At 76.1% G+C, this 25,614-nt stretch carries 25 protein-coding genes and 1 pseudogene; 10 read left to right on the top strand and 16 right to left on the bottom strand.

Annotated elements, in window-relative coordinates; genetic code table 11:
- Window positions 1–233 (bottom strand): annotated as a pseudogene (locus EDJALFJO_RS08550) (hypothetical protein); the annotation flags it as partial.
- A complete protein-coding gene (locus EDJALFJO_RS08545) occupies window positions 230–472 on the bottom strand; it encodes a hypothetical protein (RefSeq protein ID WP_088284155.1) in 243 nt (80 codons plus the stop codon). The gene EDJALFJO_RS08545 and the pseudogene EDJALFJO_RS08550, both read right to left, overlap by 4 nt.
- Window positions 473–650: 178 nt before the next feature.
- Between EDJALFJO_RS08545 and EDJALFJO_RS08540 the strand changes: the two genes are divergently transcribed.
- The 6 genes from EDJALFJO_RS08540 (at window position 651) to EDJALFJO_RS08515 (ending at window position 5,477) form a co-directional block, all read left to right on the top strand.
- A complete protein-coding gene (locus EDJALFJO_RS08540; RefSeq protein WP_088284153.1) occupies window positions 651–1,262 on the top strand; it encodes a low molecular weight protein-tyrosine-phosphatase in 612 nt (203 codons plus the stop codon).
- 71 nt (window positions 1,263–1,333) lie between these two features.
- Entirely contained in the window at window positions 1,334–2,128 is a 795-nt protein-coding gene (locus tag EDJALFJO_RS08535) for a fructosamine kinase family protein (protein WP_233149755.1), read from the top strand.
- Window positions 2,129–2,161: 33 nt separating this feature from the next.
- Window positions 2,162–2,425: a DUF3303 domain-containing protein gene (locus EDJALFJO_RS08530; RefSeq protein ID WP_088284151.1), complete on the top strand. Its 264-nt coding sequence runs from the start codon at window positions 2,162–2,164 to the stop codon at window positions 2,423–2,425.
- A gap of 52 nt (window positions 2,426–2,477) precedes the next feature.
- On the top strand, window positions 2,478–3,722 hold the full coding sequence (locus tag EDJALFJO_RS08525; RefSeq protein WP_088284150.1) for an aminopeptidase: 1,245 nt from the start codon (window positions 2,478–2,480) through the stop codon (window positions 3,720–3,722).
- Between the two features lie 10 nt (window positions 3,723–3,732).
- The gene (locus EDJALFJO_RS08520; RefSeq protein WP_088284149.1) at window positions 3,733–4,257 is read left to right on the top strand and encodes a DinB family protein; all 525 of its coding nucleotides are present in this window, start codon (window positions 3,733–3,735) and stop codon (window positions 4,255–4,257) included.
- Between the two features lie 89 nt (window positions 4,258–4,346).
- A complete protein-coding gene (locus EDJALFJO_RS08515) occupies window positions 4,347–5,477 on the top strand; it encodes an alpha/beta hydrolase fold domain-containing protein (RefSeq protein WP_198950128.1) in 1,131 nt (376 codons plus the stop codon).
- Window positions 5,478–5,581: 104 nt separating this feature from the next.
- Here EDJALFJO_RS08515 and EDJALFJO_RS08510 read toward each other — a convergent pair whose 3' ends face one another.
- The 3 genes from EDJALFJO_RS08510 to EDJALFJO_RS08500 all read right to left on the bottom strand — a co-directional run bounded on the left by EDJALFJO_RS08510 (window position 5,582) and on the right by EDJALFJO_RS08500 (window position 8,859).
- A complete protein-coding gene (locus tag EDJALFJO_RS08510; RefSeq protein WP_088284147.1) occupies window positions 5,582–6,841 on the bottom strand; it encodes an OmpA family protein in 1,260 nt (419 codons plus the stop codon).
- 71 nt (window positions 6,842–6,912) lie between these two features.
- Window positions 6,913–7,230 carry a DUF4190 domain-containing protein gene (locus EDJALFJO_RS34880; RefSeq protein WP_198950127.1) on the bottom strand — a complete coding sequence of 106 codons (318 nt, stop codon included), beginning with the start codon at window positions 7,228–7,230 and terminating at the stop codon, window positions 6,913–6,915.
- Between the two features lie 90 nt (window positions 7,231–7,320).
- On the bottom strand, window positions 7,321–8,859 hold the full coding sequence (locus tag EDJALFJO_RS08500; RefSeq protein WP_158220342.1) for a serine/threonine-protein kinase: 1,539 nt from the start codon (window positions 8,857–8,859) through the stop codon (window positions 7,321–7,323).
- A gap of 63 nt (window positions 8,860–8,922) precedes the next feature.
- On the opposite strand from EDJALFJO_RS08500, the gene EDJALFJO_RS08495 reads away from it, so the two are divergent.
- A complete protein-coding gene (locus tag EDJALFJO_RS08495; protein WP_198950126.1) occupies window positions 8,923–9,471 on the top strand; it encodes an RNA polymerase sigma factor in 549 nt (182 codons plus the stop codon).
- A gap of 10 nt (window positions 9,472–9,481) precedes the next feature.
- On the opposite strand, the gene EDJALFJO_RS08490 is transcribed toward EDJALFJO_RS08495, so the two are convergent.
- The 5 genes from EDJALFJO_RS08490 to EDJALFJO_RS08470 all read right to left on the bottom strand — a co-directional run bounded on the left by EDJALFJO_RS08490 (window position 9,482) and on the right by EDJALFJO_RS08470 (window position 16,339).
- Window positions 9,482–10,270, bottom strand: coding sequence for a bifunctional 2-polyprenyl-6-hydroxyphenol methylase/3-demethylubiquinol 3-O-methyltransferase UbiG (locus EDJALFJO_RS08490; protein WP_088284141.1), 789 nt, complete (start codon window positions 10,268–10,270; stop codon window positions 9,482–9,484).
- Complete coding sequence (locus tag EDJALFJO_RS08485) at window positions 10,267–11,547, bottom strand: MFS transporter (protein WP_088284139.1); 1,281 nt, start codon at window positions 11,545–11,547, stop codon at window positions 10,267–10,269. The genes EDJALFJO_RS08490 and EDJALFJO_RS08485 overlap by 4 nt, the downstream gene beginning before the upstream one ends.
- Before the next feature lie 171 nt (window positions 11,548–11,718).
- Window positions 11,719–14,163 carry a transglutaminase domain-containing protein gene (locus tag EDJALFJO_RS34150; protein ID WP_088284137.1) on the bottom strand — a complete coding sequence of 815 codons (2,445 nt, stop codon included), beginning with the start codon at window positions 14,161–14,163 and terminating at the stop codon, window positions 11,719–11,721.
- Entirely contained in the window at window positions 14,160–15,314 is a 1,155-nt protein-coding gene (locus EDJALFJO_RS08475; RefSeq protein ID WP_088284135.1) for a DUF58 domain-containing protein, read from the bottom strand. Before EDJALFJO_RS08475 ends, EDJALFJO_RS34150 begins: the two co-directional genes overlap by 4 nt.
- 5 nt (window positions 15,315–15,319) lie before the next feature.
- The gene (locus EDJALFJO_RS08470) at window positions 15,320–16,339 is read right to left on the bottom strand and encodes a MoxR family ATPase (protein ID WP_088284133.1); all 1,020 of its coding nucleotides are present in this window, start codon (window positions 16,337–16,339) and stop codon (window positions 15,320–15,322) included.
- 179 nt (window positions 16,340–16,518) lie between these two features.
- Between EDJALFJO_RS08470 and EDJALFJO_RS08465 the strand changes: the two genes are divergently transcribed.
- The 3 genes from EDJALFJO_RS08465 to EDJALFJO_RS08455 are packed head-to-tail and all read left to right on the top strand — an operon-like array spanning window position 16,519 to window position 19,417.
- Window positions 16,519–17,658 (top strand): hypothetical protein, encoded by a 1,140-nt coding sequence (locus EDJALFJO_RS08465; protein WP_088284131.1) that lies wholly within the window; start codon window positions 16,519–16,521, stop codon window positions 17,656–17,658.
- A 31-nt stretch (window positions 17,659–17,689) separates the two neighbouring features.
- A complete protein-coding gene (locus EDJALFJO_RS08460) occupies window positions 17,690–18,895 on the top strand; it encodes a glycosyltransferase family 4 protein (RefSeq protein ID WP_088284129.1) in 1,206 nt (401 codons plus the stop codon).
- 48 nt (window positions 18,896–18,943) lie between these two features.
- The gene (locus EDJALFJO_RS08455; RefSeq protein ID WP_143448385.1) at window positions 18,944–19,417 is read left to right on the top strand and encodes a phosphate-starvation-inducible PsiE family protein; all 474 of its coding nucleotides are present in this window, start codon (window positions 18,944–18,946) and stop codon (window positions 19,415–19,417) included.
- Window positions 19,418–19,463: 46 nt separating this feature from the next.
- Here the strand turns inward: EDJALFJO_RS08455 and EDJALFJO_RS08450 are convergent, their stop codons facing one another.
- From EDJALFJO_RS08450 to EDJALFJO_RS08425, 6 genes are all read right to left on the bottom strand, one after another.
- Window positions 19,464–20,441, bottom strand: a complete 978-nt coding sequence (locus EDJALFJO_RS08450; RefSeq protein WP_088284165.1) for a threo-3-hydroxy-L-aspartate ammonia-lyase — start codon at window positions 20,439–20,441, stop codon at window positions 19,464–19,466.
- A 339-nt stretch (window positions 20,442–20,780) separates the two neighbouring features.
- Window positions 20,781–21,797, bottom strand: a complete 1,017-nt coding sequence (locus EDJALFJO_RS08445) for a GNAT family N-acetyltransferase (protein WP_198950124.1) — start codon at window positions 21,795–21,797, stop codon at window positions 20,781–20,783.
- 76 nt (window positions 21,798–21,873) lie between these two features.
- Entirely contained in the window at window positions 21,874–22,614 is a 741-nt protein-coding gene (locus tag EDJALFJO_RS08440) for a GAP family protein (RefSeq protein ID WP_088284127.1), read from the bottom strand.
- 24 nt (window positions 22,615–22,638) lie between these two features.
- Window positions 22,639–24,033: an NAD(P)(+) transhydrogenase (Re/Si-specific) subunit beta gene (locus tag EDJALFJO_RS08435; protein ID WP_088284124.1), complete on the bottom strand. Its 1,395-nt coding sequence runs from the start codon at window positions 24,031–24,033 to the stop codon at window positions 22,639–22,641.
- Window positions 24,030–24,341 carry an NAD(P) transhydrogenase subunit alpha gene (locus EDJALFJO_RS08430; protein WP_088284122.1) on the bottom strand — a complete coding sequence of 104 codons (312 nt, stop codon included), beginning with the start codon at window positions 24,339–24,341 and terminating at the stop codon, window positions 24,030–24,032. Before EDJALFJO_RS08430 ends, EDJALFJO_RS08435 begins: the two co-directional genes overlap by 4 nt.
- Window positions 24,338–25,591 (bottom strand): NAD(P) transhydrogenase subunit alpha, encoded by a 1,254-nt coding sequence (locus EDJALFJO_RS08425; protein ID WP_088284120.1) that lies wholly within the window; start codon window positions 25,589–25,591, stop codon window positions 24,338–24,340. The genes EDJALFJO_RS08430 and EDJALFJO_RS08425 overlap by 4 nt, the downstream gene beginning before the upstream one ends.
- Window positions 25,592–25,614 lie beyond the last annotated feature (23 nt).

Here is a 25,614-nt window from a genome sequence, read left to right as displayed (position 1 = left end):
ACCTGCTCGGCGTGCGCGAACGTCACCGGCGACCCGACCGCGGAGGCGAGCAGGCCCGCGTCGCCGAGCACCCGGCCGGCCGTCAACGCGGCGGCCGCGAGGTCGGCGGCGCAGGCGAGGAGGAGACGGGCCGTCGCCACCATGTCCTCGGTGCGCGCGCCGACGCCGCCCGCCCCGCCGCGGACGGCGAGACCGCCGGCGGCATCGCCCCCAGCACCGACCGACGCGCTCACCGGGCCGCCCCGTCGAGTGCGGCGGCATGCCGGAGCAGGGCCACGGTCGCCGCGTCGAGGTGCTCGGCGGCCTCCAGAACCCGGGCACGCTCGGTCACGAGCCGGGCGCGGAACTCGTCGGCCGCCACCGAGGTCCACGCGACCCCACGGGCCGCGCCGAGCCGCTCCGCCGCCGTCCGGACGCCGTCCGCGGCCTCGCCGACGACCCGGGCGAGAACACGTACGTGACCCCCGTCCATGACGCTCTCCTCCCCGGGCACCTGCGCAGATGCCGACGGTGCGGGACGCTAGACGGGCTGCGCGACGGACGGGGCGGGTCGAGGAGTGGCTGTGGACGACGGGACGAACCGCGAAACGGTGGACGGGTCGAGGCCGGATGATCGGTCAGATCGGTCTCTGATGCGTCACGATGTGTATATGAGAGACGACTCTCCGTATCGGATCTGCTTCGTGTGCTCCGGCAACATCTGCCGGTCGCCCATGGCCGAGGTCGTCATGGCCCGTCTCGTCGAGGAGGCGGGCCTCGCCGACGTCGTCCTCGTCGACTCCGCGGGCACCGGCGACTGGCACATCGGCGAGCGCGCCGACCGCCGCGCCGTCCAGACCCTCGGGGCCCGCGGGTACGACGGCGCCACCCACCGGGCCAAGCAGTTCGACCCGCACTGGTTCCGCGAGCGCGACCTCGTCATCGGGCTCGACCGCGGCCACCAGCGGACGCTGCGCTCGTGGGCACCCGACGAGGCCGCCCGCGAGCGGATCCACCTGCTGCGCGTCTTCGACCCGGCGGTCGGGCCGGACGGCGGCCACGACCTCGACGTCGCCGACCCGTACTACGACGGCCTCCCGGCCTTCGAGACCGTGCTCGACCAGATCGAGGCGGCGTGCAGCGGTCTGCTCGGCCGGGTCACCGAGGACCTCTTCGCCGGCGCCACGGCCCGCGGCACGACCCGGCTCCCCGCGGACCGGGTCGACCTCACCGACGGGACGGCCCCGGCGGTCGCCGGGATCCCCGCGGACCACGACGACTGACCCGAACGACGGCACCGCACGACGGCACCGAACGACAGCACCGAACGACGGCCACGCCCCGGGGAGGCAGCGTGCCGGACGCACCGGTCTTCACCAAGCGCCGGGCCGCCGCCCCGCGCGGCTTCTTCGCGGCCGAGGCCTCCGGGCTCGCCTGGCTCGACGAGGCCGCCCGGGAGCACGGCGGGGTCCCGGTCGTGCGGCCGCTCGAGGTGCACCGCGACCGGCTCGTGCTGCCGCTGCTCGGGCAGGGCCGCCCGGCCGTCGCAGCGGCCCACACCTTCGGGCGCCGGCTCGCGGCGACGCACGCCGCGGGGGCCGACCGGTTCGGTGCGCCGCCCGCCGGCCTGACCGGGGACGGCTGGATCGGGCCGCTCGAGCTGCCGCACGTCCACGACCCGGAGGGCGGCACCGGCTGGGGCCCGTTCTACGCGACGCACCGGCTGGCGCCCTACGTCCGTGCGGCCCGGGACGCCGGCGCGCTCACCCCGGACGGCGCCCGGGCGATCGACCGGGTCTGCAGCCGGCTCGCGGCCGGCGACCCGGTCCTCTGCGGCCCGCCGGAGCCCCCGGCCCGGCTGCACGGCGACCTGTGGAGCGGAAACGTCCTGTGGACGCCGTCCGGCGTGGTCCTCGTCGACCCGGCGGCGCACGGCGGCCACCGGGAGACGGACCTCGCGATGCTCGCGCTCTTCGGCCTGCCGCACCTGGACGCCGTGCTCGCCGGGTACGACGGGGTCGCACCGCTCGCGGCGGGGTGGCAGGAGCGCGTGCCGCTGCACCAGCTGCACCCGCTCCTCGTGCACGCCGTGCTCTTCGGCAGCAGCTTCGGCGCGCAGGCGGCGGCGGTCGCGCGGCGGTTCGGCTAACAGCCTTCCCGCCCCGTGCGGGACCGTAGGCAGATGCGCTTCATGGTCGTCGAGCACTACCTGCACGGCGCGGCCCCGGTGTACGCGCGGCTGCGCACCGGTGGCCGGGCGGTCCCGGACGGCGTGACGTTCGTCGACAGCTGGGTCGACGAGTCCCTCGACCGGTGCTGGCAGGTCATGGAGGCCCCGGACCGGGAGTCGCTCGACGCCTGGACCCGCGCCTGGAGCGACCTCGTGGACTTCGAGATCACCGCCGTGGTGCCCACGGACGAGGCGGCCCGGCGGGCTCTGGGCTAGCGTCGCTCCCCGGGCGGACGGCCACGGCGGCCGGGCCCGGGAGGGGACCGTCATGGCCGTCGTCACCGAACCGCTCGACACGCTCGTCGCCGCGTACGCCGCGCTCGCCGTCCGGGTCGGGGTCAACCTGCGGCCGGGGCAGCGGGTCGTCGTCCGCGCCTACCTCGAGCAGGCCCCGGTCGCGCAGGCCGTCGTCCGGGAGGCGTACAAGGCCGGCGCCTCGCACGTCACCGTCGACTACCGCGACCAGCACGCGCAGCGGGCCGCCGTCGAGCTCGCCCCGGAGGACTCGCTCGGGACCGTCCTCGACCACGAGATCGCCGAGATCCGGGCCTGGGCCACGGACGACGCGGCGGTCATCAGCCTCACCGGCAACCCGAACCCGCTGCTCATGGAGGGGCTCAGCACCGACCGGCTCATGAAGGCCGTGCCGCGCGCGCTGTTCGCGGAGGTCATGCAGGTCGTCGCGACGAACCAGGTCGCGTGGACGGTCGTCGGCGCCCCGAACGAGGGCTGGGCCCGCACGGTGCTCGGCGAGCCGGACGTCGAGCGGCTGTGGCGCGCGCTCGCCGTCGCCATGCGCCTGGACGCCGACGACCCGGTGCAGGCCTGGCAGGACCACCTCGACAAGCTCGCGCTGCGTCGCGACATGCTCAACTCCCGCGGCTTCGACCGGATCCGGTTCCGCGGCCCCGGCACCGACCTCGACGTGGGCCTCTCGGCCCGGTCGGTGTGGCAGGGCGGCGCCGTGACGAACGCGGCGGGCACCTCGTTCGTGCCGAACATGCCGACCGAGGAGGTCTTCACCGCGCCGGACTGGCGCCGGGCCGAGGGCCGGCTGCGGACGACGGCCGCGTTCGTCCTCATGGAGCTCAACACCCAGGTCGAGGGCCTCGAGCTCGAGCTGTCGGACGGCGAGATCAAGGGCGTGAAGGCGCAGCGCGGCGAGGCCGCCGTCCAGACCCAGCTCTCGACCGTGCCGCGGGCCCGGCACCTCGGCGAGGTCGCGATCGTCGACGGCGACTCGGCCGTGCGCCGCACGGGGCTCACCTACGGCGACATGCTCTTCGACGAGAACGTCGGCTGCCACGTGGCCTGGGGCAACGGCTACACCACGACGTTCGACGGCTCCGGTCCGATGGACGCCGACAGCCGGGTCAAGGAGGGGCTCAACCAGTCCGCGACCCACGTCGACGTCGTCGTCGGCAGCCCGCAGGTCGAGGTGGACGGCATCCAGGCCGACGGCACCGTCGTGCCGATCCTGCGCGGGGACGAGTTCGTCCTGTCGCAGGCCTGAGGGGGCCGGCATGAGCGGCTTCCCGGTCACGGCACCGGCCCGGACCGACCCACCCGGCATCGACCCCGACGAGCGGCACTCCTACGAGACGTGGCTCGACTACCACCGGGCCACGCTCCTCACGAAGTGCTCCGGGCTGGACGGCGAGCAGCTCGCCCGGCGGGCGGTGCCGCCGTCCACGCTGTCGCTGCTCGGGCTCGTGCGGCACATGACCGACGTCGAGCGCGGCTGGTTCCGCCGGGTCGTCGACGGCGAGGACGTCCCGGCGCTGCACCGCACCGACGACGACCCCGACGCGGACCTCAACGACGGCGTCCCGGAGCGGGCCGCGCAGGACGTCGCGGCGTTCGAGGCCGAGGTCGCCGTCGCGCGCGAGGTCGCCGCCCGGCACGGCCTGGACGACGTCGGCCGGCACCGGCACCACGGCATGGTCGACCTGCGCTGGGTCTACGTCCACATGATCGAGGAGTACGCGCGGCACAACGGTCACGCGGACCTGCTCCGCGAGTGCATCGACGGCGCGACGGGCGACTGACCCGCTGGACCCCTGTCGCCGCAGGCGATCTCGTGCGTACTCTCTCGGCAACCGCGACGGCAACGGTGCCGCCGGCCTGAGGAGACGTCATGACGACCACGTCCGAGCCGGCGACCGCCGCGGCTGCATCGTCCGCTCCTTCGCCGACCGCCGGACTGCCCGGCCGGCTCGGCGACCCGACCATGCAGCTGCGGGACGACCCGCGTTGCGACCCGCGGATGGTCGCGGCCCTCGCGCCGTTCGGCCTCGACGGCGCCGGTGCCCCGCCGCCGCTGGACGGGAGCGCGCCCCGCGAGGCCCTGCTCGAGTTCTGCGGGGCCGCCGAGGCGGGCTTCGAGGCCGTCTTCGCCGGGCTCATGGCCGGTCTGCCCGAGCTGGAGGGGCTGACCCGGACGACGCGCACCATCGACGGGCCGGACGGCAACGAGATCACGCTGTACGTCGTCCGGCCGGCGGACGCCGACGGCCCGATCCCCGGTGTGCTGCACGTCCACGGCGGCGGCATGGTGATCCTCGCGGCCGCGGGCGCGGCGTACGCGCGCTTCCGCGACGAGGTCGCGGCGACCGGGGTGTGCGTCGTCGGGGTCGAGTACCGCAACGGTGCCGGGGTGCTCGGCCCGCACCCGTTCCCGGCCGGCCTCGAGGACTGCACCGCAGCCCTGAAGTGGGTGCACGCCCACAAGGAGGAGCTGGGCATCACGACGATCACCGTCGCCGGGGAGTCCGGCGGCGCGAACCTCTCGCTCGCGACGACGCTCAAGGCCAAGCGGGACGGCCATCTCGCGATGATCGACGGCGTCTACGCGATGGTCCCGTACATCTCGGGGGCGTACGGCTGGAGCGAGGAGGACCGCCGCCGTGAGCTGCCGTCCCTCGTGGAGAACGACGGCTACTTCATCGGCTGCGCGATCACCGACGTCATGGTGTCGGTCTACGACCCCGACCGCTCGCACAGCCGCGACCCGCTGTGCTGGCCGTACTGGGCGTCCGTCGAGGACCTCGCCGGTCTGCCGCCGCACGTGATCTCCGTCAACGAGGTCGACCCGTTGCGGGACGAGGGGCTCGCCTACTACCGCAGGCTGCTCGCCGCGGGCGTCGACGCCACCGGCCGCACCGTGCTCGGGGTGTGCCACGGCGGCGACCTCATGTTCCGCGTCGCGATGCCGGACATGTACGCCGCGACGGTCGCCGACGTCAGCCGGTTCGCGACGACGCGCTGACCGCAGACCCGTTGCGCGAGAACGGCCCGGGCCGCACGTGGCGACCCGGGCCGTTCCTCTCTCCGCCCCCGCGGGAGACCTTCTGCTGCCGGCCGGTCGGCCGGTCAGGAGTTCGGGATGACGATCTCGACGCGCCGGTTCAGCTGGCGGCCGACCGGGTTGTCCTTGCCCTTCAGGGTGTTCGGCGCGACCGGCTGGGTCTCGCCGAAGCCCTGCGCCTCGAGCGGCGCCTTCAGGCCGGCGTCCTCGAGGAACGTCACGACGGCGTTCGCGCGCCGCTCGGAGAGGTCCTGGTTGTAGGTGTCGCTGCCCTTGGCGTCGGTGTGGCCGTTGACCTGGATGTCGACCGTCTGCTTGCCGAGGGCCTTGGCGACAGCGGTGAGCACCTCCTTCGCCTCGGGCCGCACCGCGTCCTTGTCGAAGTCGAAGAGCACGCCGGCCGAGATCCGGATGAGCGTGCCGCAGGGCTTGCCGAGCGGCTTGAGCTTGTTGAGCTTGGGCAGCTTGCCGAGCAGCGCGAACTTCGGCATCGGGGCGACGCTGATCGGCAGGCCGTTGAGCGTGCCGGTGCCGTCGCCGTTGACGATGACGACGCCCTCGGGGCCGGTCCACTGGCCGCTGCCGTCGCCCTCGTTGGAGATGACGCCGTAGTCGTCGGTCGTCCAGGTGCCGGAGCCGTCGGTGTCCACCTGGTAGACCTCGGTCTCGTTCGAGTACTGGCCCGACCCGTCGGCGTCGACCTGGTACACGGTGCCGCCGAAGGTGAACTGGCCGCTGCCGTCGGTGTCGACCTGCAGCACCCCGGCCGTGGTGGTGACCTGCCCGGAGCCGTCGGCGTCGACCTGGTAGACGGCGTCACCGGACGACACCTGGCCGCTGCCGTCCGCGCCGACCTGGCTGACCCCGGCGCGGCTGACGACCTGGCTGCCGTCGTCCCCGCCGCCCACGGTGACGCCCGAGCGGTTGACGATCGAGCCGTCGGCCGCGCAGCGGGCCCCGGTCACCTCGACCCCCGGCGGGAGGTCGACGTCCTTGACGATCGCCTTCTGCACCGTGGCGGCCTTGCCCGTCATCGACGTGAGGTCGGGCACCCGCGGGGTCGGGAACTCGGGCAGCGTGACGGCGTCCCCTCCGGCGCCGTCGGTCGCCGTCGTCCCGCCGTCGGTCGTCCCGCCGTCGATCGTCACGCCGCCGGTCTCGTCGACGCCCACGGTGACACCGGCAGCAGGCGCGGACGAGGTGCCGCCCGCCGGGGTGAACGTCTCGCTCGCCCCGCACGCGGTGAGTGCGAGGGCGAGACCGGCGGTGGCCGCCAGCGCGGTGGCACGGGTGGCGCGGGAGCGGGGCAGCGGGCGCGAGGTCATGACGTGGTCCTTCGGGAGGCAGGGGCGGGGGCAGGTGACAGGTGGCGCAGGTGACAGGCAGGCAGGCGGGTTCAGCCGAAGACCGCGGCGAGGCCCTGGTACGCGAGGCCGACGACACCGAGGACGAGGCCGATCCAGCCGAGGACGTAGCCGGCGGTGGCGCGGGCGCCCGGGTAGCCGTTCCGGCGGGCGATCCGGCCGAGCACGACGCCGAGGATGCTCCCGACGATCGGGAAGCAGAAGAACCCGAGGATCGAGCACCACAGGGCGGCGGTGGCGGTGCTGCGCGACGGGTGCGTCGCGGGCCCGACGCCGTACGTCGTGGGCTGGGCAACGAACACGGGCGGCTGGTGCGGGCCCGGGTACTGGGCGCCGGAGTACTGGTTCATCGTGGTCTCCAAGGGGGCGGTGGCCGTTCGTGCTCAGTGAGAGCGGGCCGCCCGCGGAGAAGTTCACGGGTTCCGGGACTTCTTTCCGAGTCAGTCGACGCGCAGCGAACCGAGGACCTCTTCGAGGTCGGGGTCGCCGTCCACCGACCGCACCTGCACCCACACCGTGAACTCGTCGGTGCCCTGGTTGGCGAGGACGACGTCCTGGACGACGGCGGCGTCGGCGCAGCCCGTGCGGCGCCACAGCGTCGCGGGCCACTTGCCGACGGTGCCCTTGCTGGCCGTCGTCGTCGCGCAGCCGGAGACCTCGATGCTCCGCAGCACCTGGGCGGGGTCGGTGTACGTGTCGGAGTAGGCGACGGTGACCGCTCGCGCCCCGGCGCCGGCACGGGCCCCGGAGTCGGGGTCGTCCGCGCCGGGAAAGCTCACCCCGGCGACCTTCTCGGTGTCCCACGACCGCGGGATCGCCACCGAGGCGCCGCCGTCGGTCGGGGCGAGCCGGTGGGTCGTGAGGAGGTACCGGCTCGTGAGCACCGCCCCGAGGACCAGGACCGCGAGGACGGCGGCCCCGGTGAGCAGCCGCCGCCGGTCCCGGCGCGGCCCGCGCGCCGGCGCGGACGACGGCGCGGGGCCCGGGGGCGGGGTCACCGGCGGTGACAGGTCGAGGGGCTCCGCGGGCGCCAGGGACGGCACCGGTGCGGCGGGCACCTGCAGGACGGACACCTCCGAGGCAGGTGCCGGCGAGACGGGTGCCGGCGGGTCGGGCACCCGCAGCCCGGTCCCGATCGGGATCGGCACCGTGAGCGCCGCGGCGACCTCGCTCGTCGGCATCGGCCCGGCACCGCGCCGCCAGGGCGCGAGCCCGCCGCGCAGCTCGGCCGCGAGCTCGGCGGCGGTCGCCGTCCGGTCCTCGGCACGCTCGGCGGTGGCCCGGCGCAGCACGTCCCCGAGCGCGGTCTCCGGCCACGGGGCGGCGATCCCGAGCAGCCGGCCGACCGTCATCGCGAACGCGTGGACGTCGGTCGCCGGGGTGATCCGGCCTGCCATGTCGCGCTGCTCGGGAGCCATGAACGCGGGGGACCCGGCGGGCAGGGTGAGCCCGGAGGCCCACTGCAGGTCCTTGGCGATGCCGAGGTCCCCGAGCATGACCCGCTTGCCGGCGAGCGGGCCGGTCGCCCGGTCGGCGTGGACCGCCGTCCGGAAGAGCACGTTGGCCGGCTTGACGTCGCGGTGGACGATCCCGCTGCGGTGGAGCACGGTCAGCGCGGCCGAGATCCCGTCGACGACCGCGAGGACGTCGTCCGGCTGCCACGGCGGCGGGCGGTCCTTGACGAGGTCGGCGAGGGTCCCGCCGTCCGCGTACGACATGACGAAGTACGGGCGGCCTTCGTCGAGCTCGCCGATGTCGTAGACGCGCACGAGGTGGTCGCTGTCGACCCGGCGCAGCAGCCTCGCCTCGTCGACGAAGCGGCGGTGCACGTCGGCGTTGGCGGCCCAGTTGTCGGCGAGGATCTTCACCGCGACGAGCGAGTCGAGCTGCGGGTCCTCGGCGAGCCAGACCGTCGCGAAGCCGCCCGACCCCAGCGACCGCTGCACGCGGAAGCGACCGACGGTCGTGGGTGGGGCCACGGGCGCATCCTGCCCGATCATGGATGGTGACGTCACGTCGTCCCGGTTTGAGATCATGTGAACGTGACCTCACCCAGCACCGACCTCGACGCCCTCGCCGCCCGGGCCGCCACCGGCGACGCCGACGCCCTCGACGCACTGCTCACGGCGATCCGGCCGGACGTCCTGCGCCGCTGCACCCGGATCCTGCCGTTCAGCTCGGACGCCGAGGACGCCGCCCAGGAGGCCCTCATCGCGGTCGCGAAGGGCATCCACGGTTTCGGCGGCCGGAGCAAGTTCACGACGTGGCTGTACCCGGTCGTCGCGAACAGCGCCTTCGCGACCTACCGGCGGATGCGGAAGACGGCCGACGAGGCCGGCCTCGACCAGGCCCCCGAGGTCGCCGACCCGGAGCGGGTCAGCGTGCTCGCCGGCACCCGGCTCGACCTCGTCGAGGCGCTCGAGAAGCTCCGCGTCGACCAGCCGCACGTCGTCGAAGCGGTCGTCCTGCGCGACCTCATGGGCCTGGACTACGCCGAGATCGCCGAGCGGCTCGACGTCCCGCTGGGCACCGTGAAGTCGCGCATCAACCACGCCCGGACAAGTTTGCGGGTGCTGCTCGCGGTGCGATGAAGGGTCCGCGTCAGCGCTTCCCGAACACCAGGTGTGCGAGCGCCGCGACCTGCCGGTACGGGTCCGCGCCCGCAACGGCCCGTTCGGCGCCGAGCAGGTCGTCGAGCGCCGCGCCCTCGGGCGGCGGGCCGTCGAGGTGGTCGGTGAACGTCCTGACTCCCCACCAGCGGCGGCGGGTCAGGCCGTGCGGGGCCAGGGCTTCGTCGAGCCCGGCGGGGGTGTGGGCGCGGACGTCGAGCCCGAGCCGGTTCGTGTAGCCGGAGCCGGCGAGCGCCTCGTGGACGTGAGCCCAGTCGCCGAGCAGGCCCGGGCGCATCGCGAGGCCGACGCCGTTGCGCACGAGCAGGCTGAGCAGGCCGCCGGGGCGCACCACGGCCGCGAGTGCGGCGAGCATCGGCGCGTCGTCGTCGAGGTACATGAGGACGCCGTGGCACAGGACGAGGTCGAAGCCGCCGGCCGCGAGCGGGCCGACGAGGTCGGGCGCCTGCTCCCCCGGCCCGACGACGAGCCGGACACGGTCACGGACCGCGGGCGGCTCGGCGTCCAGGTCGACGCGGAACCGGTCGAGCAGGTCCGGCGACGGGTCGAGCCCGACGACGTCGTGCCCGAGCCGGGCGACCCGCACCGCCTGGGTGCCCTGCCCGCAGCCGACGTCGAGCACGCGCTTGCGCCCGGGCGGCAGCAGGGCGAGCGCGGCCTCGACCTGCTCGGCGACGAGGGTCTGCCGGACGACGTCCCGCACCTTCCCGAGGCCGGCGAGCCAGCGCTGCTCGGCGGGGGCGAAGGGACCGTCGGTCACCGGGACTCCTCGTCGGCCCGGGTCGTGACCGGCGCGGCCAGGGTCGCCCCGGGCGGAAGGTGGTCGGACGCCGTCCGCCAGCGGGGCTGGACGGCGGCCGCCGCGAGCGCCGCGCACCCGACGGCCGCGCACGCCCCGAGGAACGAGACGCCCGGGCCGCCGAGGTCGACGAGCAGCCCACCGATCGCCGTCCCGGCCGCGCCGCCGGTCGTGAACGCCGTGTTGAGCCAGGCCTGGGCCTCGCTGAGCCGGTCGCGCGGGGCGAGGTGGTCGACGAGGTTCTGGGCGATGATGAGGCCGGGCGCGATGCAGACGCCGGTGAGGAACATGACCGGCAGGATCGCGACGAGCGGTGGCGCATCGAGCCTGAGGATGAGCAGGGCCATGAGCCCGAGCCCGGTCGCGAACCCCGCGAGGGTGAACGGGTACCGGGTGCGCTCAGGGCGCCGCCAGAGGCGCGCGCCGTACCAGAGGCCGCCGATCGCGCTGCCGCCCGCGATGAACGTGAAGAGCAGGCCGACCTTCGCCTGGCTGCCGAGCACCTCGCGGGCGGTCGCGGCGATCGAGACGTCGGCCTGGCCGAACCCGACGGCGAGGCCGGTCGTCACGAGGACGACGGCGAGCACGCCCCGCGAGCGCAGCGGCGAGGCGCTGCGATGACCCGGCCCCCGGTGGTGCTCCTCGGGCCGGACGGCGCGGGCGGCGGCGGTGAACGCGTACGCCGCGCCGCCGCCGGCGAGGAGCACCGCGGTGACGAGCAGCGGGACGACGGGCGGCGCGACGACGAGCAGCAGCGAGAGCAGCAGCGGACCGCCGACGAAGATCGTCTCGACGGCGACCGCGTCGAGCGCGTAGGCGGCCCGCCGGTCGGCGTCGTCCGTGAGCACGACCCGGCAGGCCGCGCGCATCGCCGGGCCGACCGGCGGGAACGTCAGCCCGACGCCGGCGGAGAGCACGAGGAGCACGGCGTCGGACGCGCCGTTGACCGCCGCCAGCGCGAACGCGGCGAGCAGCGTGCCCGACGCGACCGCCGTCGTCCCGATGACGAGCGGCTGCCCGAACCGGTCGAGCCCGCGGCCGAGCAGCGGCGTCGCGACCGACGAGGCGAGCGCCCAGGCTGCTGTGACGATGCCGGCGACGGCGTACGAGTCCCGCACCGACTGCACGAGCAGCACGACCCCGAGCGGTCCCATGGCGATGGGCAGCCGCGCGACGACGGCCGCCGCGAACGGCAGCAGGGCCGCCCGCCGCCGCAGGATGTGGAAGTACCGGGACACGCCAGCACTCAACCACGCCGCGCCGATCTCGCTGACCCCCGGGTCAGCAACGTCGCGTGTCGGCGCAACCGTCGCTCAGGCACCCGATGTGTACCGTCCCGGACCGTTCGAGGGTGCGATTCGGGTCCACAGCGGGTGCCTGATCTGCTCTGCCCTCAGAAGTGAGCCACGTCAGCCGGACGGCGCGGGCTCCGGCAGGCGCTCGGCCGCGAGCACGCGGGCGGTCACCGCGTCGAGGGCGGACGCCGCGGCGCGCAGTTCGGCGGCGGGCGGGGCGGTCGCGGCGTAGAGGAGGCGCTCGAGGACGGCGAGCGCCTCGACCGGGTCGCTGCCCGGCGGCCCGTCGTCCGCGAGTCCGGTCCCGACGGGCCGCTCGTCGCCGGCGGTCCGGGGGACGACGCCCTCCGCGGCCTCGGCGGCAGCCGCACGCAGCCGCTCGTCACCGCGCGCCAGCCTCGCCCCGAGCTCGGCGAGGGTCTCCTCCGGGCGCCGACCGCCGCCGGTCCGGGTCAGCGCGGCCTGGAGCCGGTCGAAGGCGGCGAGCAGGTCGGCCGCACCCCCGACGGGGCGCGGGCCGGGCGCCGCGCGCGTGCCGTCGTCCGCCCTGCGCCGCCGCCGGACGACGAGCCACGCCACGAGCGCACCGGCGAGGGCGAGCACGACCGCGAGCACCACGAGCAGGACGGCGTGCTCCTTCACCCACGCGCCGAGCCGGTCGAGCGCGGGCGGGTCGGCGAGGGTCGAGCCGGCGGTCGGGTCGGACGTCACCCAGCCGACGCCCGGGAACCAGACCTCGACCCAGGCGTGCGCGTCGGACTCCCGGACGAGCCGCGTCGAGCCGTCGGCCACCGTCGGGTCGACGCCCGCGTCGGACGACGGCAGGCCGCCGCCGGAGAAGCCCACCGCGAGCCGCGCCGGGATCCCCATCTCGCGCAGGAGGACGACCTCGGCCGTCGCGTACTGCTCGCAGAACCCCTGCTGGGACCGGAAGAGGAAGTCGTCGACGGCGTCCTCGTCCGTGTCCGGCACCGGGGCGTCGAGCGTGTAGCGGGTCGTCGCGCGCAGGTGGTCCTCGACGGCCCGCACGGCGTCGTACCGGGAGTCGGCGCCGAGCGAGAGCCGCATCGCGAGGGCGGAGGTCCGGCCCGTCACGGTCCCCGAGGTCTGCAGCCAGCGGCCGGCGTCCACGAGGTCGCCGTCGCCCGGCACCGGGCCGGCGCCGTCCGCTCCGGTCGCGGGGGCCGCGGCGACGAGGGCGGCCGCGTCGACCGGCGAGCCGTTGCCGTCCCCGGGCTCGACCGAGGGCCGGGCCGCCCAGCGGACGGCGTACCCGACCTCGTCGTCCGAGCGGTCGCCGCCGCCGCCGTGCGGGTGCACGAGCGTGCCGTCGGCCGCGAGGAACGCGGTGTCCCGCGCACCGAGCGACACCTCGAGCGCGGTGCCGGGGCGGGGCACCGTGAACGGCCCGGGGGCGAGCCAGCGGACGCTGTCCGTGCGCACCGGCGCCCCGTCGGGCACCGGGTCGAGCGTCGTCCGGACGTCGACGTCACCCGTCACCGGCACGCCGCCCTCGGCGGCGGCCGTCTGCGCCCAGGTCTGCCCGGTGTAGGTGTCGAGCACCGCGGAGCGCCACAGCGTCGGGGAGTCCGCGGCGACGAGCATGACCGGGGTGTCCGGCAGGTCGCCGCGGGCGCGCAGGTCGAGCGCGCCGCCCGAGTAGGTCCCGCTGACGCTGCGCGGGGCGGCGTCCCCCTGGCCGCCGCCGGGCAGGCCGCCGCCGAAGGGCCCGCCGGACGGGCCGCCGGATCCGGGGTCCTGCGCGGACGACGACTCGGGCAGCCGGCTCACGACGGCGAACGCGAGGAGCGAGACGGCCATCGTCGCGGCGACGACGCCCGCGGTGCCCCGCCAGCGCGAGGGCGGCCGCGGGCCGGTGACCCGGACGACGGGCCCGGGCGCCGGGGCCGACCTCGGGGACCGTGCCGCCGGTCCGGCAGACGCCGTCGGGTGCCGCCGGGCCGCCCGGGCCAGCGCGACGAGCGTGGCGGTCCACCCGACGACGACGGGGACGACGAGCCCGCTCGCACCGCGCGGGGCGAGGAACGGCCCCAGGCCGACGCCGAGCGCGAGCACCGCGACGCCGAGCACGAGGTTCATGAGCATCGCGCGCCGGGTGCCGTCCTGGTCGGCGGACGTCGCCGCGAGGAAGCCCGCGACGAAGATGCCGAGCACCCCCGCCGGCCCGAGCCCGCGCAGCCCGGCGGCGGCGAACGGCACGACGAGCGTCCCGACGGCGACCGCCGCCCAGAGCCCGATCCGCAGCGTCCCGAGCCAGGGCCGGGTCAGGCAGGCGCGCGCGAGCATGGACAGCCCGACCGCCGTGGCGATCCCGAGCACCGCGAGCACGGGGGCGAGCACCCCGGCGGCGACGAGCCCGGCCATCGCCGCGGCGTGCACCGTGAGGACGGCGGCCCGCAGCACCGGGTCGTCCGGCCCCTCGCTGCCCGGCCCCGGCCGCGCCGCGAGCGGGCGCCAGAGCAGCGCCGACTGCGTGGGCGGCTGCAGGGCCGGCTGCTGGGCGGGCTGCTGGGCGGGCTGCTGGGACGGGTCGCTCACACCGTCACCTGCGCGGCCGTCGTGAGCACCGAGAGCCGCACGCCCTTCGCCGCGGCCCGCGCGCTGATCTGCTCCCACCACCCCGGCTCGAGCGGGCGCGTCGTCGCGACGAGGACGTCGCCGCCGGCACCGGCCCAGTCGGCGGCGATCCGCAGGTCGTCGCCGCGCGGGGCGGTGACGGCACCGACCGCGGCGAGCAGGTCGAGCAGGTCCGCGGCGTCCCGGCCGGTGATGCCGCCGAGGCCGCTCGTGTCGTCCGCCGGCTCGTCCGAGGTCACCGGGCACAGCCGCGCGAGCCGCTCGTCCCGGGCGAGCAGGCAGACCTCCCGGTCGGCACGGGCGGCCTCGACGACGGTGCCGGCCACCCGGGAGAGCAGCGCTTCCCACTCCGGCGCGGTCGGCTCGCCCGCGACGACGAGGGCCATCCGGCGGGAGACCGTCCGCTCCGGCTCGACGACGACGAGCCGGCCGTGCCGCGCCGTGCTGCGCCAGTGCACGTGCCGGGCCTCGTCGCCGGGCCGCCACTCGCGGACCGAGTGCAGGTCCGGGCCGGTCCGGGCGGGCTCCCCCGCAGGGTCGTCCCCCTCGCCGCCGCGGACAGCGATGCCCGCGGGCGGCGACGGCAGCGGGTGGACGACGCTCACGCGCCGGTTCGCGAGGACCCGGCGGCGCTCGACCATCCCGAACGGCGCCGTCGTCGAGAGCGTCACGTCGTGGCCCTCGGAGAAGGCCCGGTGCCGGGCGACGCGGCGCTGCGTGACGTGCGCCGTCCCACCGGGCGGCACCGCCCCGACGAGCACGACGGCGTCGTCGTACCCGGCGACCCGGTCGGTGACGAGCAGCGGCGGCGTCGTGCGGCGTCCGGTGTTGTGCAGCCTGAGCACCCACTCCGCGGGCTCGCCGACGACCGCGCGGAACGCGAGGCCGGACGTCACCGTGACCGCCTCGAGCCGCGGGCGGCCGATCCAGGAGACGACGAACGGGCCGCCGGCCGCGCACGCGAGGAGCAGGAGCCAGGCGTTGTCCGACCGGTAGCCGAGGTAGCCCAGCGCGAGGACGGCGACGATCGGGGCGAGCGCCAGCGGGCGCAGCGACACCGGCTCGACGAACGGCCGGCCCTGCGCGGGGCCGGTGCGCGCGCCGTCCTCCATCCGGGTCAGACCTGCACCGGGACCGGCACCGTGCCGGCGATCTCCGCGACGAGCGCCTCGGCGGCCGTGCCGCCGGGCGAGGACGCCGGGAGGGACAGCCGGTGCGCGAGCACGGGGACGGCGAGGGCGCGGACGTCGTCCGGGGTGACGTAGTCACGCGCCGCGAGCGCGGCCCGGGCCTGCGCGCAGCGCACCAGGGTGATCGCTGCGCGGCTGCTCGCGCCGAGCCGGACCCGCGGGTCCTCCCGGGTGCGGCGGACGAGGGCGAGGGCGTGCGCGAGCACGGGGTCGGCGACGTGCAGCGTGCGGACGGCGGCCCGGACGGCGCGCAGCCGGTCGGCGTCGACGACCGGTCCGAGCCGGTCGACGGTCGGCCCGGCGAGCTGCTCCCGGACGACGAGCAGCTCGCTGTCCGCGTCGAGGCCGCCCAGGCGCAGCCGGACCGCGAAGCGGTCGAGCTGGCCCTCCGGCAGCGGGTACGTGCCGTGCTGCTCGAGCGGGTTCTGGGTCGCGACGACGAAGAACGGGTCCGGGACGGGGTGCCGGACGCCGTCGACGGTCACCGCGCCCTCGTCCATCACCTCGAGGAACGCCGACTGGGTGCGCGGCGGCGTCCGGTTGAGCTCGTCGACGAGCACGACGTGCGCGAAGACCGGGCCGGCCACGAACGTGAACCGCTGCGAGGCCGGGTCCCAGACCGACGAGCCGGTGATGTCGGCCGGCAGCAGGTCGGCCGTCGCCTGCACCCGGTGGAACGACCCGCCGACCGAGCGGGCGACGGCCCGGGCGAGCGTCGTCTTGCCCGTGCCGGGGACGTCCTCGACGACGACGTGGCCACCCGCGAGCAGCGCGACCGTGACGAGCTCGACGGCCTCGCGGCGCCCGCGGACGACGCGCTCGACGTTGCCGACGAGGGCCCGGGCCACCCGGGTCACCTCGGCGAGGTCCGCGGGCGCGTGGACCGGGTCGCCGTGCTGGGCGTGCTGCCCGGGCGGAGCGGCCGGGTCGTCGACGGTTGTCACCATTTCACTGTAAGTGGCCGACCTGTCCGGCGCGCCCGCCGCCCGGGTGGAGCCGGCTGCGTCACGCCCGTGCGGACCGGCGCGACGGTCGTGCACGTCCGGCGTCGTCCGCTCGGGGGACGTCCGAGGACTAGCACCATGAGGCAATACCGCGGTCCTTGACTTGTGGGAAGGATCGCAGGATGGACGTCGGGGACCGCGGCCCGCAGGGCCCGCTGCCGCTCGACCGTGCCCTGCCCGGGCTCCAGCGCCTGGAGCCGGCCGCCCTGGCCCACATGCTCGGCCGGCACGCCGGCGGCGCCGAGGTCACCGGCGCCCGGGTGCGGCACCTCGTCTGGTCGCCCGGGCACCGCTTCGCCGCGCACGTCGAGGGCGTCGTCCAGGGCGCGGAGCCGGGCAGCGGCGTGCACCGCGAGGCGGTCGTCGTCGCCTCGACCGACCCCGAGGTCCCGGACGGCGTCCGCTGGCTCCCCGACGACCCGCACCTGCCCGTGCTCACGGCGAGCTGGGCCCGCGCCGCGGCCCGCCTGCACTACCGGCCGGGCCGCAGGATCGGCCTCGCGGTCGGCGACCGGGTCGTCACCGGGTACCCGAACCGACTCACGTACGAGCGGGCCCAGGAGGGGCGTGAGGTGCTGCGGACGGCGCTCGGCCCGGCCGCGGCGGCCCCGGACCGGCCGCTGGCGCACCTGCTCGCGACCGCCCATCACGCGGTCGCCGGCCGGCGACCGGGCCCGGACGCCGCCGTCGACCTCGCCCTCCCCGCCGGGCAGGTGCTCGCCCGGCTGCACCGCAGCGAGGCGCAGGCCCCGCGCTCGACGACCGGCGGCGCGGCGATCGCGGCGGCCGAGGCCGCCGTCCGGGTCGTCGCCGCCGCCCTGCCGGCGGAGGGCCGGCGGGCCGGTGCCCTCGTCGACGACCTGCGCCGCTGCCTGCCGCCGGACGACGACATGGTGCTCTCGCACGGCCGCTTCGAGCACGGCCGGCTCGTCCGTGCGTCGACGGCAGCGGCTGCGGAGGTCGTGCTCGACAGCGGCGACGACGTCGCCGCCGCACCGCGGGCGCTCGATGTCGCGACCTTTCCCGCAGCGCTCGTCGACGGCCGCCCCGGGGACGCCGACCTCGCCGAGGAGGCACTCGACCAGCTCCTCGACGGCTACGGGATCGGCCCCCGGCACCTCGACTGGCACCTCGCGACGGCCGTCCTGCGCCGCTGCGACGAGCCGCTGCGACGGCTCGCCCCGCACTGGCAGGAGCAGACCGTCCGGCTGCTCGACACCGTCGCGGAGGTGACCCGCCGATGCACCGCCGTCACGGTCTGAGCCGCCCCCGACCCCGCCAGGAGCGTGCCGCATGACCGACCGTCCCCGCGTCCTCGACCTGCGGGACCCGGCCCCCGGCCGCGGCCCCAAGATCGCCGTCGTCACGGCAGCCTTCCCGACGCTGACCCAGACCGCGGTGCTCGGCGAGCTCCGGGCGCTGCACCGGGCGGGCCGGCTCGCCGGGATCTTCCCGACCCGGCCCGGCGACACCCAGATGCACCACCCGGCGGTCGCCGAGCTGCTGCCCTACGTCCGGCTGCTCCCGGACGGCGGCGCCCACGAGCAGGCCGAGGCGCTCGCCGCGCGGGTCACGGCGCTGCGGGCCGCCGGCGGCCGGGTGGACGGCGTCCACGGCTGGTACGCCCACGAACCGGCCGCCGTCGCCGAGCGCGCGGCCGACCTGCTGCGCGTGCCCTTCAGCTTCGGGGTGCACGCGGCCGACGCCCGCCGGGTGAGCCCCCTCGAGCTCGGCCGCCGGGCCGAGCGGGCCGCCGGGGTCGTCGCCTGCAACCCGCGGGCGGTCGAGATGCTGCGGGCCACGTCCGCGAACGTCACCGAGCTGCCGCACGGCGTCGACCTCGAGCGCTTCCGGCCGCGGCCCGGGGCGACGACCGGGGCCCTCGCCGACGCGGGCCGGGCGCCGGACGGCGCGACCGGGCGGCCGCTGCACGTGCTCGCCGTGGGCCGGCTCCTCGAGCGCAAGGGCTTCGGCGTGCTCGTCGACGCGCTGTCCCGGGTGCGCCACGCGTGGCGGCTGCGCATCGTCGGCGACGGTCCGACGCGCGCCGCGCTCGAGGACGCCGCCCGACGGGCGCCCGGCGGCAGCCGCATCGAGTTCGCGGGGGCGGTCCCGCACGACGCGCTCCCGACGCACTACGGCTGGGCCGACCTCGTCGCCGTCCCGTCCGTCGTCGACGCGAACGGCGACCGGGACGGCCTGCCGAACACCGTCCTGGAGGCGATGGCCTGCGGGGTCGCGGTGCTCGGCACCGACGTCGGCGCGATCGGCGGCGTGCTGCGCGCCTCGGGCGGCGGTCTCGTCGTGCCGCCGGGCGACCCGCGCCCGCTCGCGACCCTCCTGGAGAGCCTCGCGCGCAACGCCCCCGTCCGGCGGGCGCTCGCCGCGCAGGGCCGGGTGCACGCCGTCGAGAGCTACGGCCTCGACCGCTGCTCGAACCGGTTCGTCGCCCACCTCGAGTCGCTCCACGGCCACCGCATCCCGTCGTCGGTGCGCTGAGGACCTTCTCGACGGGCGCCCCGCGCGGCCCCGGCCGATGATCCGTCCATGCCCGAGGACGAGCAGCCCGCCTACGCGCGGTTCGGCAACCGGTTGCTCGTGATCTGCGAGGACGTCGTCTACGTGGGGATCGCGGTGGCGCTCGTCGTCACCGCGGGGATCCTCCTCGTCGCGGCCGGCGAGCACGTCGTCACCCTCGTCGGGCAGCGCAGCCAGGACGCCGCGATCGAGGTCCTCGACGCGCTCCTGCTCCTCTTCATCGTCGTCGAGCTGCTCTACGCCGTCCGCACGACGGTCGCCGAGCGCAGGCTCGTCGCCGAGCCGTTCCTCCTCGTCGGGATCATCGCCGCCGTCAAGGAGATCGTCGTCCTCGCCGTCAAGGCCGCCGAGGACGCCGGCAAGGGCAGCGTCTTCACCGACCAGATCCTCGAGGTGGGGGTGCTCGGCGGCCTCGTGCTCGCCCTGGGACTCACGGCCTGGTTGCTGCGGCTCAAGGAGCGCGAGCCGGAGGAGGCCGCCTGAGCACGCGCCCCCGCCCGATGAAGGCTGCCAGCCGTAGCGGCGGCGCTCAGGCCGAGACGAGGTCGACGAACCGCCCGAGGTCGATGTTGCCGCCGGAGAGCACGACGCCGATCCGCCGGCCGTAGACCTTCTCCGGCTCCTCGCGCGCGAGCCGCCGGACGGCGGCCAGTGCCAGGCAGCCGGTCGGCTCGACGACGATCTTCAGGTACGTGTAGAGCAGCTTCATCGTGTCGACGAGCTCGTCGTCCGTCGCCGTGAGGATCCCGTCGACCCCGGCCCGGATGATCGGGAAGGTGAAGTCGCCGAGCCGGGTCGTCTGGGCGCCGTCCGCGATGGTCCGCGGGGTGGGGATCGTGACGATCGTGCCCGCCGCGAGGGACTGCCGGCCGTCGTCCCCGGCCTCGGGCTCGACGCCGTAGACCCGGCAGCCGGGGGCGATCGCCGCCGCGACGACGCACGCCCCGGAGAGCAGCCCGCCGCCGCCGAGCGGGACGTAGAGGGCGTCGAGGGCACTGACCTCCGCGAGCAGCTCGCGGGTCGCGGTGCCCTGGCCGGCGATGACGTCGGGGTGGTCGAAGGGCGGCACGAAGACCGAGCCGCGCTCGGCCGCGATGCCGCCGGCGATCACCGCCGGGTCGCCGTCGTACCGGTCGTACTGGACGACGCGGCCGCCGTAGCCGAGCGTCGCGTCGAGCTTGGCCTGCGGGGCGTCGTGCGGCATGACGATCGTCGCGGGCATGCCGAGCAGGGACGCCGCGAGCGCGACGGCCTGGGCGTGGTTGCCCGAGGAGTAGGAGACGACGCCGGCCGCCCGGTGCGCGGGGTCGAGCCGGGCGAGCGCGTTGTAGGCGCCGCGGAACTTGAAGGCGCCCATCCGCTGCAGGCTCTCGCACTTGAGCCGGACCTGGGCCCCGACCATGCTGTCGAGCAGCCGCGAGGAGAGCACCGGCGTCCGGTGCGCGACACCGTCGAGCCGGCCCGCCGCGGCGACGACGTCGGAGTACGTCGGGGAGCCGAGCGGCAGCGCGTGCGCGACCTCGCCTGCGGACGCGGCGACGACGTCCTGCCCGACGACCTCGCCCGGGACCGGCTCGCGCCACGGCCCGGAGCCACCGGCCGGCGAACCCGCACCGCCGGCCGCGGCCGACCCGAGCACCGGGCCGCTCCGGGTCACCCTCGGCGGGGGCGTGTCCGCCCAGCCGAACCCGACGACCGCCCCGTCACCGACGGTCTCGCTCACGGAACATCCGGTCGTCGGCTCACACGACGACGGTAGCCCGTCACCCCCCGTGTCCCGGCGGACGCCGGGCGCGACGCTCCGCGCGTCCCGCCCGCCTCCCGCCCGCGCCCTCTGCCCAGTCCGTCAGTGACCGACGGTCCGGTGCAGGCGCCAGAAGGTGTCCCGGAACCCGAGACGCGGCCAGGCCCGGGACGACAGCAGGTTCGTCGCCCGCCAGTCGGTGACGCAGCACGCGTGGCCGGCCTCGCCGCTCCAGGCGAGCACCCGCTCGCCGAGCGCCCGACCGGCGCCGAGTCCGCGCGCCCCGGGCAGCACGGCGGCGAACCCGAGGAAGCCGGCGTCCGGCAGGAGCGCGAGCCCTTCGTGCGTCCGCGACTCGGTCAGCGCACAGCCGACGGCCGCCCCGACGACCCGCGGGCCGCCGTCCGGCCCCGGCACCTGGGCGACCCACGTCGGGAACCGCGGGTCCCCGAAGGTGTCCGCCCAGTCCTGCGTCTGCTCCTCGACGGTGGGCACCGCGGCGCCGCCGAACACCGGCGAACGCGCCTGGTGCGCGGGCAGCGCGACGTCGAGCGCGCCGAGCGCGGGGACGTCGGCCACCTCCGCGGCCCGGACGACGAGCGGCAGGCGCGGCGCGGGCGCGGCGGGCAGCGGCTCCCGGACGGCGTGCACGTGCTGCAGCCCGAACGCGAGCCGGAACCAGGCGTCGACGAGCGCGTCGGACCCGCCTGCTGCCGGCCCGCCGTCCCCGCCCGCGGGCGCGAGGACGTAGTGCGCCGTCCGGCCCTCGTCGACCCAGCGCTGCGCCGCGTACCCGTAGAGGTCGCGGGCGACCTCCGCCGCACCCGGCGCGACGGCGTGCCCGGCGGAGTCGACCCACACGTTGTCGCCCCAGACAGGATCGGCCTTCGGTGCCCCGACGAGGTAGCCGACCGTCGCGCCGCCGCGCACCGCGACCGCGCCGCTCGCGGCGTCCTTCTGCCAGGCCGCCAGGACGGCCTCCGCGGCCACGTCGGGGCGCTCGAACCTGGCGTCCAGCAACGGTTCGCGACGGCGGTGCGCGACATGCCGCGCGGCCAGCAGCCGCCCGGCCGCCTCGAGGTCGCGGTCGGTGAACGCGCGCACCACGGTCCCGGTCACGCCCGCACGCTAACCCCGCCGTCACCGCCGGCACGACCCCTTTCCGGCCGTGCGCGGAGCACCTGTGCACCCGGCGCTACAGGTCCAGCCATCCGAGCCCGTTCGCGCCGTGGACCGCGAGGAGCACCCCGAGCAGGCCGACCACGGTCGCCGTGAGCTCGCCCGCCGTCCGGGTCAGCCACCGGTCGACGCGGCCGAGGAGGCCGGCGACCATGCCGTGCAGCGCGACCCGCGCGAGCAGCAGCACGAGGGCCGGCGCCACCATGACGACGCAGTAGACGGCGAGGGCCGCCACCCGGACGAGCGGGGCGGTGCCGCTCGCGGTGAGGGCCGCGAGCGCCCCGAGGTAGGGCACCATCGAGACCGCCTCGACCGCGCCGGCCGCGACGGCGAGCCCGGCGAGGGCCCGCGGCGACGCGTCGTCCGCGACGACCCGGTCCCGCCAGCGCAGGAGCCGTTCCGCACCGGACGCACGACCGCCGCGCCGGGCCGCCCTGCGGCGCTTGCCCGCGTCCGTCAACGGCTCCATCCACAGGCTGAGCGCCACGAGCGCGACCCCGACGAGGAGGGCTGCGACGTACCCCGGCGTGCTCGTCGCCGCCCGGCGCACGGGCCCGCCGAGCACCGCGGCACCCGCCAGCAGCGCGAGCCCGAGGACCAGGTAGAAGCCCGCGACGGCGGCCAGGTAGACGAGCACCCGCCCGACGCGCACCCGCCCCGGTGCGAGGAGCAGCCACACCGGCACGAGCAGGGTGCCGAAGCTCGTGCTGTCGACCAGCGCGAGCCCGGCGAGCAGCCCTGCCAGCTCCAGCGACACCCGGCGTCCCGTACGCGCCGGGCGCTACAGCGCCTTGACCGCGCTCAGCACCTTCGTCAACGAGTCCTTCGCGTCGCCGAAGAGCAGGCTCGTCTTCGGGTCGTAGAGCAGCTCGTTCTCGATGCCGGCGAAGCCCGGGCGCATCGACCGCTTGAGGAAGATGACCTGCTGGGCGTCGGCGACCTCGAGGATCGGCATGCCGTAGATCGGCGCGCTCGGCGTCGTCTTGGCGGCCGGGTTGACGACGTCGTTCGCCCCGACGACGAGGACGACGTCCGCCGTCTTGAACTCGGGGTTGATCTCGTCCATCTCCTTGAGCGCCTCGTACGGCACGTTCGCCTCGGCGAGAAGGACGTTCATGTGCCCGGGCATCCGGCCCGCGACCGGGTGGATGCCGTAGGCGACCTCGATGCCCTTGGCCTCGAGCTGCTCGGCGAGCTCACGGATCGTGTGCTGCGCCTGGGCGACGGCGAGGCCGTACCCGGGCACGACGATGACCTTGCGGGCGTAGCCGAGCAGGATCGCGACGTCGTCCGGGGTGACGCTCTTGACCGGCCGGTCCGAGATCGCGGTGGACCCTGCGGTCGAGCCGCCGCGCAGCGCGCCGAACATGACGCCGCCGACCGAGCGGCCCATGGCGGACGCCATCTCGCGGGTGAGGATCGTGCCGGACGCGCCGACGAGCGTGCCGGCGACGAGCAGCAGCGTGTTGTGCAGGACGAAGCCGCCCGCGGCGACCGTGAGACCGGTGAACGCGTTGAGCAGCGAGATGACGATCGGGACGTCCGCACCGCCGACGGGCAGCACGACCATGACGCCGACGGCGAGGCCGAGCACGAGCAGGAGCAGGCCGAGCCAGAGCTGGCCGACCGCGAAGAGCCACACCGCGATGCCGACGGAGAAGACGAGACCGCCGACGAGCAGCGGCGCCGCACCGGGGATGACGACCGGGCGGGTCGTCATGAGCTCCTGGAGCTTGGCGAAGGTGACGCACGAGCCGGAGAAGGAGATCGACCCGACGAGCACGGTGAACGCGACGGCCGCGAGGTTGCCGCGGTCGGACGTCGCGTCGCCGCCGGCGCCGATCGCGGCGAGCTCGAGGATCGCCACGACGGCCGCGGCGCCGCCGCCGACGCCGTTGAAGAGCGCGACGAGCTGCGGCATCTGCGTCATCTGGACCCTGCGCGCCGCGGGGACGGCGAGCGCGGAGCCGACGACGATCGCCAGCAGGATGAGCGGGATGTGGTCGAGGTCGAACGCGAGGAACGTGACGAGCAGCCCGACGACCGCGCCACCCGCACCGATGAGGTTGCCGCGCCGGGCGGTCTTCGGACCGGAGAGGCCCTTGAGCGCGAGGATGAAGCAGACCGCGGCGACGAGGTAGAGGACCTCGGTCCAGCTGCCGGAGAGGACGCTCACCTCGCCCCGCCCTTCGGGTCACCGGCCGCCGGACGGCGGCCCTTGAACATCTCGAGCATCCGGTCGGTGACGACGAAGCCACCGACGAGGTTGACCGTGGCGAGCACGGTCGCGAACAGGCCGACGGCGAGCTCGAGGCCGTTCTCGGCCTCGCCCGCGACGATCACGGCGCCCACGAGGATGATCCCGTGGATCGCGTTGGCCCCCGACATGAGCGGGGTGTGCAGGGTCGAGGAGACCTTGGAGACGACCTCGAAGCCGACGAAGACGGCGAGCACGAAGATGGCCAGCAGCGCGACACCGCTCACGCGGCACCACCTCCCGGGGTCGGGGTGCCGGTATCGCCGGACGGCGCGGTGCCGTCGGGCTCGGACGGCGCGGCAGGGCTGACGGGGCCGGGCGCCGGGTCGCCGATCGCCTCGGCGGTCGGCGCGTGCCGGACGACGCCCGCGTGCGTGAGGCAGGTGCCCGCGACGACCTCGTCGTCGAAGTCGGGGACGACCTCGCCGTCCTTGGTCATGAGCAGCAGGAGGTTCGCGACGTTGCGCGCGTAGAGCCGCGAGGCGTCGACGGGCATCGTGCTCGCGGCGTCCTTCATGCCGACGAGCGTCACCCCGACCGTGCCGGTCGCCGCGCTGCCGTCACCGACCGGGACGACGACGTCGACCCCGGGCAGCGAGCCCTCGACGTTGCCGCCGGTCTCGGCCGCGAGGTCGACGACCACGCTGCCGGGCTTCATCCCGGCGAGCATCGCCGAGGTGACCAGGCGCGGCGCGGGCCGGCCGGGGATCGCCGCGGTGGTGATGACGACGTCCGCCTCGTGCAGGTACGGCGCCAGCGCGTCCTGCTGGCGCTTCGCGCGGTCCTGCGTCATCTCGCGGGCGTAGCCGCCGGTGCCCTCGACGACGTCGAGGCCCAGGTCGACGAACGTGCCGCCCATCGACCTCACCTCGTCGGCCGACGCGGCGCGGACGTCGTACGCCGAGACGATGCCGCCGAGCCGCTTCGCCGTCGCGATGGCCTGCAGGCCGGCGACGCCCGCGCCGAGCACGAGCACCTTCGCCGGCGGGACCGTGCCGGCGGCGGTCATGAACAGGGGGAAGAAGCGCGGCAGCCGCATCGCGGCCTCGAGCACGCAGCGGTAGCCGGCGACGAGCGCCTGGGACGTCAGCGCGTCCATCGACTGGGCGCGCGAGATCCGCGGGACGAGCTCCATCGCGAACGAGGTGATCCGCCCGTCGCGCAGCAGCCGGACGACGTCGGCCTCGGAGGCGGGCGAGCACAGGCCGATCGTGATCGCTCCCGGCCGCAGCTTCTCGACGAGCGCCGGATGGAGCGGGCGCACGTGGAGCAGCACGTCGACGCTGGCGCCCTCGAGGGCCTGGACGACAGAGGCCCCGGCCGCGGCGTACGCGGCGTCCGTGGCGAGCGCGTGCTCGCCGGCCCCGGTCTGGACGGCGACCTCGAGCCCGGCACGGGTGAGCAGCGGGACGACGTCGGGCAACGTGGCCACCCGACGCTCGCCCGGGATGATCTCTGCGGGAACGACGACCTTCACGCTGCGAACCTATCGGTGAGCGG

The organism is Kineosporia sp. A_224 (assembly GCF_002198655.1).
GTDB lineage: Bacteria > Actinomycetota > Actinomycetes > Actinomycetales > Kineosporiaceae > R-H-3.
The sequence above is the reverse complement of the archived record's forward strand: the minus strand, read 5'-3'. Positions and strand labels throughout refer to the sequence as shown.

Bases quoted from the DNA above. Each gene is read 5' to 3' on its own strand.
- EDJALFJO_RS08465 (WP_088284131.1), top strand. From the start codon at position 16,519: ATGGACGTCGGGGACCGCGGCCCGCAGGGCCCGCTGCCGCTCGACCGT.
- EDJALFJO_RS08460 (WP_088284129.1), top strand. From the start codon at position 17,690: ATGACCGACCGTCCCCGCGTCCTCGACCTGCGGGACCCGGCCCCCGGC.
- EDJALFJO_RS08545 (WP_088284155.1), bottom strand. From the start codon at position 472: ATGGACGGGGGTCACGTACGTGTTCTCGCCCGGGTCGTCGGCGAGGCC.
- EDJALFJO_RS08525 (WP_088284150.1), top strand. From the start codon at position 2,478: ATGGCCGTCGTCACCGAACCGCTCGACACGCTCGTCGCCGCGTACGCC.
- EDJALFJO_RS34880 (WP_198950127.1), bottom strand. From the start codon at position 7,230: ATGAACCAGTACTCCGGCGCCCAGTACCCGGGCCCGCACCAGCCGCCC.
- EDJALFJO_RS08455 (WP_143448385.1), top strand. From the start codon at position 18,944: ATGCCCGAGGACGAGCAGCCCGCCTACGCGCGGTTCGGCAACCGGTTG.
- EDJALFJO_RS08475 (WP_088284135.1), bottom strand. From the start codon at position 15,314: ATGGAGGACGGCGCGCGCACCGGCCCCGCGCAGGGCCGGCCGTTCGTC.
- EDJALFJO_RS08540 (WP_088284153.1), top strand. From the start codon at position 651: ATGAGAGACGACTCTCCGTATCGGATCTGCTTCGTGTGCTCCGGCAAC.
- EDJALFJO_RS08530 (WP_088284151.1), top strand. From the start codon at position 2,162: ATGCGCTTCATGGTCGTCGAGCACTACCTGCACGGCGCGGCCCCGGTG.
- EDJALFJO_RS08515 (WP_198950128.1), top strand. From the start codon at position 4,347: ATGACGACCACGTCCGAGCCGGCGACCGCCGCGGCTGCATCGTCCGCT.
- EDJALFJO_RS08510 (WP_088284147.1), bottom strand. From the start codon at position 6,841: ATGACCTCGCGCCCGCTGCCCCGCTCCCGCGCCACCCGTGCCACCGCG.
- EDJALFJO_RS08470 (WP_088284133.1), bottom strand. From the start codon at position 16,339: ATGGTGACAACCGTCGACGACCCGGCCGCTCCGCCCGGGCAGCACGCC.
- EDJALFJO_RS08520 (WP_088284149.1), top strand. From the start codon at position 3,733: ATGAGCGGCTTCCCGGTCACGGCACCGGCCCGGACCGACCCACCCGGC.